We start from the raw sequence: 9390 nt of genomic DNA, 5'->3' as shown, positions 1-9390 counted from the left end.
ATTGCAATTTTTAATTTTATATTTTTAATTTTTAATTTCGAGAAGCGACTTGACTAACCTTGGATGTTATAGTGCCGCTGCCGCTAATGTTTCTGGGCTGATTTTAGCGGCGCTAATAACAAAAGCAACGCAGCGATCACTTGGCGGCAAAACTGCGAGAATTAAATATAGATCCAGATACTATTTAACCTTTGCGCTGTCTTGCTTGAGCCTGTTGGCGCGAATGCTATGGATCTTCAGGAAAAACCCATTTTGGCGGTTCCGTCATTTTTTTACGCAGGCGTTCTTGTGCCAACTCCAACATTTTGTCTAAGGGAGTCTCTTGAAGAAATTTTGCAGCGGCCTCTCTATACTCGGTATTCGGGCATTTATCCCCTAAAACACACCCGTTAACACAGGCTACAGCACAGTTAATTTTTTGCTCCACAGTAAATTCCTCTCTCTAAAAGTTATGAGTTATAAGTTGTGAGTTTTAATTTTCACTCTTAACTCTTTACTATCAGGCATTAACCTCTAGGTAAATTTTACCTTGTCAGTTGCCATCTTATTAGTCTAAATACCTACCATTTAGAAAGTTATCAGTTATGAGTTATGATTTTGACTCCTAAGTACAGACGCGATTAATCGCGTCTCTCCTCACTCTTATAAAGGGCACTCATGTCAGAAGTTTTTGCCACTACTGGAACCATCGCTGCGATCGCCACTGCTGTTGTCCCCCAACAGGGTAGTGTTGGTATTGTCCGGGTGTCCGGTTCCCAAGCAATGGCTCTAGCCCAAACTCTTTTTCACGCACCAGGGCGACAAGTTTGGGAAAGTCATCGGATTCTCTACGGTTACATTCGCCATCCCCAAACGCAACAACTGGTAGATGAAGCCCTGTTGCTGATTATGAAAGCACCCCGTTCTTACACCCGTGAAGATGTGGTAGAATTCCATTGCCACGGGGGAATTATGGCAGTGCAACAGGTATTACAACTGTGTTTGGAAAACGGCGCTAGACTAGCCCAACCTGGAGAATTTACTCTCCGTGCCTTTTTGAATGGACGATTGGATTTAACTCAAGCCGAAGGTATTGCTGATTTAGTGGGAGCGCGATCGCCCCAAGCTGCTCAAACTGCCTTAGCTGGTTTGCAGGGGAAATTAGCTCATCCGATCCGGCAGTTACGCGCCAACTGTTTAGATATCTTGGCAGAAATCGAAGCTCGAATCGATTTTGAGGAAGACCTGACTCCGTTGGATGATAAAGTCATAATATCAGAAATCGAGAAAATTGCCGCAGAAATCACTAGGTTATTGGCAACCAAAGACAAAGGTGAGTTGCTACGCACTGGTTTAAAAGTGGCAATTGTGGGGCGTCCGAATGTGGGTAAGTCGAGCTTATTGAACGCTTGGAGCCAGAGCGATCGCGCTATTGTGACTGACTTACCCGGTACAACCCGCGATGTGGTGGAATCGCAGTTAGTTGTCGGCGGAATTCCCGTACAAGTGCTAGATACTGCGGGGATTAGGGAAACAACAGACCAAGTGGAAAAAATTGGCGTAGAGCGATCGCGTCGTGCTGCAAATGCAGCAGATTTAGTCTTGCTTACCATTGATGCTTCAGATGGGTGGACAGAAGGCGATCAAAGAATTTACGAACAAGTGCAACACCGTCCATTAATTCTAGTTATTAACAAAATCGATTTAGTAGAAGACGAAAGCAAAAATATTCAATCCCAAATCCCAAATATAAAATCTAAAATTGTCACAGCAGCAGCCCAAAACCAAGGCATTGATGCTTTAGAAACAGCAATTTTAGAAATAGTAAAATTGGGAAAACTTCAAGCTGCTAATATGGATTTAGCCATTAATCAACGACAAGCAGCAGCATTAACTCAAGCTACAGTTTCTTTAGAACAAGTACAAGCAACAATTGCCCAGCAGTTACCTCTTGATTTTTGGACTATTGACTTACGTGGTGCAATTCAAGCATTAGGAGAAATTACCGGAGAAGAGGTTACAGAATCAGTTTTAGATAAGATTTTTAGCAAATTTTGTATTGGTAAATAAAGGGTAGATTGCCAAAAGTGAAATGCAACCCAACATTTATAGTAATCTTTGTGAAGTTTTACTATTATTCAACTTAACCTGCAATTGATAACTAAATGTACATCTCAATTCGCCAAGCAACTTTACAAGATACGGTGATAGTCTCGGATGTGCTGTTAGAAGCAGCTTTGTGGCTCCAGGAGCGTAGTATGCCTCTGTGGCGTGATAGCGAGGTTTCGCCAGAAAATATCTCGGAAGATGTTGCCAAGGGCTTGTTTTTTATTGCGGAATGGGCAGGTGAACCAGCTGGTACAATCAAGTTTCAGCTTGAGGATTTACTTTTCTGGCCTGACATTTCTCAGCAGGAGTCAGCATTTGTACATCGTCTTGCTATTCGGAGACATTACTCTGGTGGTAAAGTCTCTTCAGCACTGCTGGCTTGGGCTGTTGAACACGCACAAACATTTGGTAAACGTTATTTACGTCTAGATTGCGATGCTTTGCGTCCGCGCTTGAGAGCAGTATATGAAGGATTTGGTTTCCGTCATCATAGCGACAGACAAGTTGGCGCTTATTTCGTCTCTCGCTACGAATATGAAATACCTCCACAACTGACCTAAATTGATATGTCTTTTCTTGATGAAATTAATCCTGTGAATGCATTGATTGTGGGAGCCAGCCAAGGTATTGGTTTGGGTTTTGTAAAAAAATTGCTACAAGATGACAGAATAGCCAAAGTTTATGCAACTTATCGTCAACCGGAATCAGCCTCCGATTTAATAGCTCTTGCAGGCGAACATTCTGAGCGATTAATTTGTTTGGCGATGGATATTACTGACGAATTGCAGATTGTTGAAGCTGTTCAAAAAATACGTACCCAAGTTGACAAGCTGCATTTGGTAGTCAACTGTGTAGGACTGCTGCATGAGGATACTTTACAACCTGAAAAAAGTTTAAGACAGATCAATTCAGAAAACTTGCTGCGCTACTTTCAAATAAATAGTATTGGTGCTGTCTTGCTAGCTAAACATCTATTGCCTTTGTTTCGTCATGGAGAACGCAGCGTGTTTGCCACTATTTCTGCGAAATTGGGCAGTATTGGGGATAACCAACTTGGTGGATGGTATGGCTATCGCGCTTCTAAAGCAGCACTCAATATGTTGATGCGAACTGCGGCAATTGAGTATAAAAGAAGTTGTCCTAAAGCATTAATAGTGACATTGCATCCTGGTACAACTGATACGCGTCTTTCCCATCCTTTCCAGGGAAATGTACCTGCGGAAAAATTATTCTCAGTGGAACGCACCGTTACCCAATTATTGACTGTCATCGAACAGCTTCAAGAAGGTGATAGTGGACAGTTTTTCTCATGGAATGGAAGCAGATTGCCTTGGTAACTGCGTTACGCTGGTGCTAATAAAACTTACGTTACTTGTAACCTCAGCCTATGAAGTTTTTTGTGCCAGCAGCTAAGGATGATATCAAAGCAGAGCAGGTGTATAGTGCTTTTGCTCGGTCTGTCAAAGCACCAATAACCGAAAAGCGTATTTGGAAGTTACAGTGGCGCGATCGCGAAATTGATATGGAATGCGAGGTAGGTAAACCCTTACCATCCTCTTATCAAACGGGGAAAGAGCTAGTTATGGCAATCTTTGAGTGCGAAAACCTTTATAAAATTTGTACTCTTACTCGTGGAGGAGTAAAGGGAGAGCCTATTTTGGTTGGAAAAAACTTTCAATCCTCAGTAATGTATTTTTCAGATAACTGACTCTGTATTTTAATATGCGATCGCCTGTTTGATGGAAGTGGATGCGATCGCTCTGGTAGGATACAGTACTGAAAGCTAAGAACTGGGAAACTCTAACTCACCGCTTCCCCGTCCTAACTGCGCCGTCTGGGGTGGTAGGTGTCGCTCCAACCAATCTTCCAAATCAGCCATTACCTCTCGATAATTGAGGTCACTCTGAATTTCGTGATAGGCTCCCGGATACTCGATTCTCAGCTTATCTGTGCAGTTTACCCGTTGGTAAAAGATGTCGCTTCCCGCAGGTAAAGCTACTCGGTCTACACCACCGTGGAGAATCAACAATGGTAATTGCCAATCAGCTGCGTGAGCATTAATCCAATCAACTGTTGCAAAAAATTCTGTAGCCAGACGGGCAGTAGCAAGGGTATGTCGTAGTGTATCCTGAGCAATGGCGGCTAAAACCTGCTGATCTCGTGAACCAGCACTCAGGTCAATGCCTGTATTCAGGGTAAAACGCGGCCACACCCGTGAGAGCATTTTTCCTAAAAGCAGCCGAATCGGTGAAACCCCAACTTTCCCCAAGCTTGGTGCTAGAAGGATCGCACCTTGCAATACTGATGCTTGTTGGGGATGGCGCAGAATATAATCTAAGACAATCACCCCGCCTAAACTATGACCCAAAAGAAAAATTGGGCATCCAGGATTTTGAGTCTGAATTAACTGTAAAAAAGCTCCCAAATCTTCGCAAAACTCACTCCAAGCGTTGATATAGCCTCGCTGACCTGATGAGCGTCCATGACCACGCAAATCTAAGGCGTAGACAGCATATTGTTTGGGTATCAAATGCTGAACTATATTATTGTAGCGATCGCTGTGTCCTCCGAGTCCATGCACAATGGCTAATATTGCCCGTACTTTACCCTCTGGATACCAGCTTTGGTAATACAGGTCAAGTCCTCCAACACCCTGAAATCTGCCTTCTCTACGAGACACGACGCGATCACTATGGTCAATCATAGGGTTAGTTTTTTACATATTTTCCCAGCAAGCTACTAACATGTCAACTAATTATTAATGACCAACAGGAGCTAAATTGTTACGTTATTTCCTCAATCACATGTTGTAGTGAGGGTTTATTGCTCTAAAAAGTTTGTAACTTGGAAATTTGATGTTCCCTCCCAACAGTGATTTAGAAATGCGTTTACCTGAGCATCTGCTGAGTCAGCCGATTCTCTAGAAGCGTTAAATTGCACTGCTGTCACAATGTATTCAAAAATAATTACAAACTGCTTTTGGGGTGAAATTCTTTCGACTACAATTGTTTCACCTTTCTTAGGAATTTGAGGCACATTTACCACAAATGTCTCAATTTTCGGTTTATCTAGTGGATTTTGAAAATTTAAATATTTACAGTAAACAATAATTTTTACTTAGACAACCACCAATAACATTATAGATAATCAAAATTCTCCTTTAATTAAAAATTTGTAAATATTATAATAGTTTATTAAAAAATATTTACCAGCTTATACCAATTATTCAAAATCAGGCTACAGATGTAAACCTGTAATACTAATTCACGAAAACAAAATCCTGATACATATAAATTTATCGTAGGGGCATGGCATTGCCATGCCCCTATCAGCGTATTTGTATCATTATTAAAGTGAAATGGTATAAACCCAGATGAAATCTGACGAATTTTAATTACGAATTACAAATTACTATTATTTCCCCTGCCATAGTTGCCGTAACGACTGAAAAATCTTTACAAATCTTTCTTCTAGCCAGAGCATAACAAAATCAACCCATTCCAGAAGTTGCTCTAAGGGGTGCTTCTCGTAACCTATTGAAGTTGCTTTGGTTTCTATCCAGTCTGGCTGCGCCTCAACTTGACTACTTTGGTGAAATTGCTGGTGTAAAATTTCCCCTTTACTACTTTCGCTTTTAGATTGGGAAATGCTAGTTCGGGTTTGTTTTACAGAGGCAATTTTTCCAGATGTTTTTTGACTTCTTCGCACCAAACCAGATCCAACTTTAGGTTGTCTTACAGTCAAATTATTTTTTGGAAAATGTTCTGCTGATAAACTTGAGGCTAAAGCAGGATTTGTCCTCTCAGAAAGTGTAACTGGCTTTTGGGCAATGTTTTCGGTGTCGCCAAATAAATCATTCCATGTTAGCCAAGGATCATTTGTTAAATCCTGGTTCTCCAACTGAGAGCTTTTGGATAAAGACTTTCTCAGGCGTGATGATAATAGTTTACTTGGAAATCGCTCATGACTCGTTGTTGACTCAAATGTTTTTCTATTCCCAACACCAAAAAAGTAATTAAGCGCTGCCTCAATCAAAGCTTGAAGATTCAGTGTATGAGTTTCCAAACCGTCAGCATTGGCTGTAATTTCTCCCCGAGCAGCTAATTGCTCTTTGCCATAAAGAAATATATTTAACTGAGTTTGGGCAACTTTGACAATTTCTTGGCTACGTTCTTGCACAGGTACTAAAGCATTTGATTCCAATTTAGCAACGGCTATATCTAGAAATGCTAATAATCTATTTGTATTAAGTAAATCTTTTGGTATCTCCTCGGCTAAAACTGAAATTTTAGCTGGATTTCCATCCGTTAATTTTGCTAATAAACGGTCGATTTGTGGTAATAACTCTGTTTCTTTTTTAGCTATAATCAACTGCCTTTCCTTCTCTACGAGAGGCTGCGCCAACGGAACGCTACGCGAACGCGCAGCGTCTCGTAGAGAAGACTTCCAGTAATTAGCAACTTCGTTAATAACTCGGTCTTCTAATTTTGCCTGCTGCTGGGGTGTCAAAATATTTAGAATTTCATTGTCGGCAGTAACAAGTACTAAACTACGACCTATCAAATTTGTGGCAATTCCCCGCACTACTGGAAGATCCTGATTGAGAGCATTCTCTAGCTGTAAAGGGTTGAGAGTTCCGGTCTGATTCTCAGTAATATTTGATAATTGAGTAAGATTAGGATTATTAGTAGATTTATGAGCGGCGAATTTTAGCCGTAAAACTCCCAATAAAGCCAATGGTTTGAAAGGTTCAACTGTTTTTGCAGGAGTAGAAGCGGCTTCATTTGATAACAGATTATTGACTGCCTCTAGTACATGTTGAATGGGACTATCAACATTTGGAATTTTGGGCTGGAAATCGGTATTATTTGGTTGTAACTTTAGTCTAGTTTGTGGTTCTTTGGTCTGTAGCATTTTCCCAGATGATTCAGATGACTGAAACAGTAGATACATTGGGTAAAGTAGTACCTCCACACCCCACTTAGTGGCAACTTGCAAATGCCGGAAGGTGTGTTCCCACTGTTGTGTCACCCGCCGAGATTGCTGGTGGACAAAGTTAAATAGTCTGCTTTGATAACGACCAGAGGAACCAGAAGACATAGTAGTAATTTTTTAGTTCAAGTCTTGTTCAGTTGTGAGACTCGGGCCAAACAATAAAAACGACCAACACCTCATCTTAGCGAATATATGACCCCGACTGTCTCTCAATCCCAGACCAAATTCATCTCACAAGCAATTGAGCAACTGCGCTCTTTTTGTCAAGTTAATCTTCAGTCTACTTGGCTATACCAGGAATCTGACTTGATTATTACTGATGTTGTAGCTGCTGATTTGTCTCATTGGCAACCTGTCCAGTTGAATGCTAAAGAACATATTGCTTGGACAGGCGAGAAAAAAGTCCTATGGCTAGTGCAAAGATTGGTGGTTCCTCAAGCATTTACAGGGCTATTCCTTAGCTGGGTTATCTTTGCGGCTGGCGCTGGTTTGGTGGGCAGATTCTGCTGAGATTTATGTGAATGGGGAGTTAGTGCTGGAGAGTGATTTATTTGATTGTTCGCCGAGAGTGCTTCTGGGCCACGGGGTGACGCCAGGGGAAGAGTTTATTGTGGCTTTGCGGTTAGTGAGTCCGGGACATTGTGATGGTGCTTTAGTGCGATCGCTCCTAGTTTATGAGTCTACTGTTGATAATAATCCCGATCCGGGTTTTGTGGCTAATGAGTTAGCTGTGGTGCAACTTTATTTGGAAAAGTTTGCACCAAAGAAGTTGGATGTTTTGGCGGCGATGGTGAGGGAGGTTACGAACCGCCAAGACGCCAAGGACACGGAGGAAGAGAAGGGAGATTTGGTATCGTTTTTGTCTCTACGTCAAAATTTAATTCAATCCGACATCTTAGCCCCCCAATTGATGGGGGGTTGGGGAGATCAAAAATCTAAAATTTTCCTGTTGGGTCATGCTCACTTAGATTTAGCATGGCTATGGCCCGTAAGTGAAACTTGGAATGTGACGCAAAACACTTTTGAATCGGTTCTGAAGTTGCAAGCAGATTTTCCTGAGTTAATTTTCTGTCATTCAACTCCCGCACTTTATGCTTGGATTGAAGAACATCGCCCGGATTTATTCAGGGCAATTCAAGCACAGGTAGTTGCTGGACGTTGGGAAGTTGTCGGCGGAATGTGGGTGGAACCTGAACTCAACTTGATTGCTGGTGAATCAATAGTCCGTCAGCTATTGTATGGTCAACGCTACATCCAAGAAAAATTTGGTAAGCTTTCAACTGTGGTGTGGGTTCCAGATTCTTTTGGTTTTTGTGCCACTTTACCGCAGTTTTTCGCTAATGCCGGAATTGAGTATTTTGTCACGCAGAAGTTGCGGTGGAATGATACTACTAAATTTGATTATGGGGCTTTTTGGTGGCGATCGCCTGATGGTAGCGAAGTCTTTAGTTTGATGTCTGCACCTATGGGTGAAAGCATTGACCCAGTTAAAATGGCATCCTACGCTCTGGAATGGCAATCCCAAACTGGTTTACCAGAATCCCTCTGGCTTCCCGGTGTCGGCGACCACGGCGGCGGCCCCACCCGTGATATGTTAGGAACCACCCAACGCTGGCAAAAGTCGCCTTTCTTCCCAGACTTAGAATTCACAACGGCTGAAAAGTATTTACAGCAAATCAGTAAAGAAGGCAGAAGTCAGGAGTCAGGAGTCAGTAGTTATGATTCTCCCCCTGCTCCCCCTTCCTTCCCCATCTGGAATGACGAATTATACTTAGAATTACATCGTGGTTGCTACACTACACACGCAGATCAAAAACGCTGGAATCGTCGTTGTGAAAATTTATTGTATCAAGCTGAACTATTTGCTGCCTTGGCAACCGTAAGCTGTGGTTTGACATATCCTAAAGCAGAAATCGAAGCAGGTTTTATTTCAACAGTTTCATAATATTTTACCTGGTTCTTCAATTACCCAAGTTTACACAGATGCGTTGCCCCAGTGGCAGCAAGTGGAACAAATGGGAACCAAGATATTACAGGAATCACTTTTAGCGATCGCATCTCACATTACCCTATCAGAACCACCAAAACCCGACAGGTTGCCTATTTTCGTTTTCAATTCTCTCAATTGGCAACGCTCTGAGGTAGTCCCTCTAGCCTTACCCACGCCAGAGGAATGGCAGATTTACGATGCTTCTGGAAAGCAGCTTGTCTCCCAATTATCTAAACCATCAACCCTAATATTTCTCGCCACCGAAATTCCACCCGTAGGCTACCGCATATTTTGGCTTTCCCCCTCATCTCCCACCC

8 protein-coding genes and 1 pseudogene are annotated in these 9390 nt (G+C 42.1%); 5 read left to right on the top strand and 4 right to left on the bottom strand.

Annotated elements, in window-relative coordinates; all coding sequences use genetic code 11:
- Positions 1–226 precede the first annotated feature (226 nt).
- Positions 227–427, bottom strand: a complete 201-nt coding sequence (locus ACFFAP_RS31295) for a hypothetical protein (RefSeq protein ID WP_375514861.1) — start codon at positions 425–427, stop codon at positions 227–229.
- Between the two features lie 230 nt (positions 428–657).
- On the opposite strand from ACFFAP_RS31295, the gene mnmE reads away from it, so the two are divergent.
- The 4 genes from mnmE (at position 658) to ACFFAP_RS31275 (ending at position 3796) form a co-directional block, all read left to right on the top strand.
- Positions 658–2049 (top strand): tRNA uridine-5-carboxymethylaminomethyl(34) synthesis GTPase MnmE, encoded by a 1392-nt coding sequence (mnmE, locus tag ACFFAP_RS31290; protein WP_375514860.1) that lies wholly within the window; start codon positions 658–660, stop codon positions 2047–2049.
- 95 nt (positions 2050–2144) lie between these two features.
- On the top strand, positions 2145–2648 hold the full coding sequence (locus tag ACFFAP_RS31285) for a GNAT family N-acetyltransferase (protein WP_375514859.1): 504 nt from the start codon (positions 2145–2147) through the stop codon (positions 2646–2648).
- A 6-nt stretch (positions 2649–2654) separates the two neighbouring features.
- On the top strand, positions 2655–3425 hold the full coding sequence (locus tag ACFFAP_RS31280; protein WP_375514858.1) for an SDR family NAD(P)-dependent oxidoreductase: 771 nt from the start codon (positions 2655–2657) through the stop codon (positions 3423–3425).
- 62 nt (positions 3426–3487) lie between these two features.
- The gene (locus tag ACFFAP_RS31275; protein WP_375514857.1) at positions 3488–3796 is read left to right on the top strand and encodes a hypothetical protein; all 309 of its coding nucleotides are present in this window, start codon (positions 3488–3490) and stop codon (positions 3794–3796) included.
- Between the two features lie 75 nt (positions 3797–3871).
- Here ACFFAP_RS31275 and ACFFAP_RS31270 read toward each other — a convergent pair whose 3' ends face one another.
- The 3 genes from ACFFAP_RS31270 to ACFFAP_RS31260 form a co-directional block, all read right to left on the bottom strand.
- Complete coding sequence (locus tag ACFFAP_RS31270; RefSeq protein WP_375514856.1) at positions 3872–4792, bottom strand: alpha/beta hydrolase; 921 nt, start codon at positions 4790–4792, stop codon at positions 3872–3874.
- Between the two features lie 116 nt (positions 4793–4908).
- Complete coding sequence (locus ACFFAP_RS31265; RefSeq protein ID WP_375514855.1) at positions 4909–5133, bottom strand: hypothetical protein; 225 nt, start codon at positions 5131–5133, stop codon at positions 4909–4911.
- Between the two features lie 369 nt (positions 5134–5502).
- Complete coding sequence (locus tag ACFFAP_RS31260; protein WP_375514854.1) at positions 5503–7188, bottom strand: hypothetical protein; 1686 nt, start codon at positions 7186–7188, stop codon at positions 5503–5505.
- 87 nt (positions 7189–7275) lie between these two features.
- On the opposite strand from ACFFAP_RS31260, the pseudogene ACFFAP_RS31255 reads away from it, so the two are divergent.
- Positions 7276–9390 (top strand): annotated as a pseudogene (locus ACFFAP_RS31255) (alpha-mannosidase); the annotation flags it as partial.

It is taken from the genome of uncultured Nostoc sp., from assembly GCF_964245575.1.
Taxonomy (GTDB): Bacteria; Cyanobacteriota; Cyanobacteriia; order Cyanobacteriales; family Nostocaceae; genus Nostoc.
The sequence above is the reverse complement of the archived record's forward strand: the minus strand, read 5'-3'. Positions and strand labels throughout refer to the sequence as shown.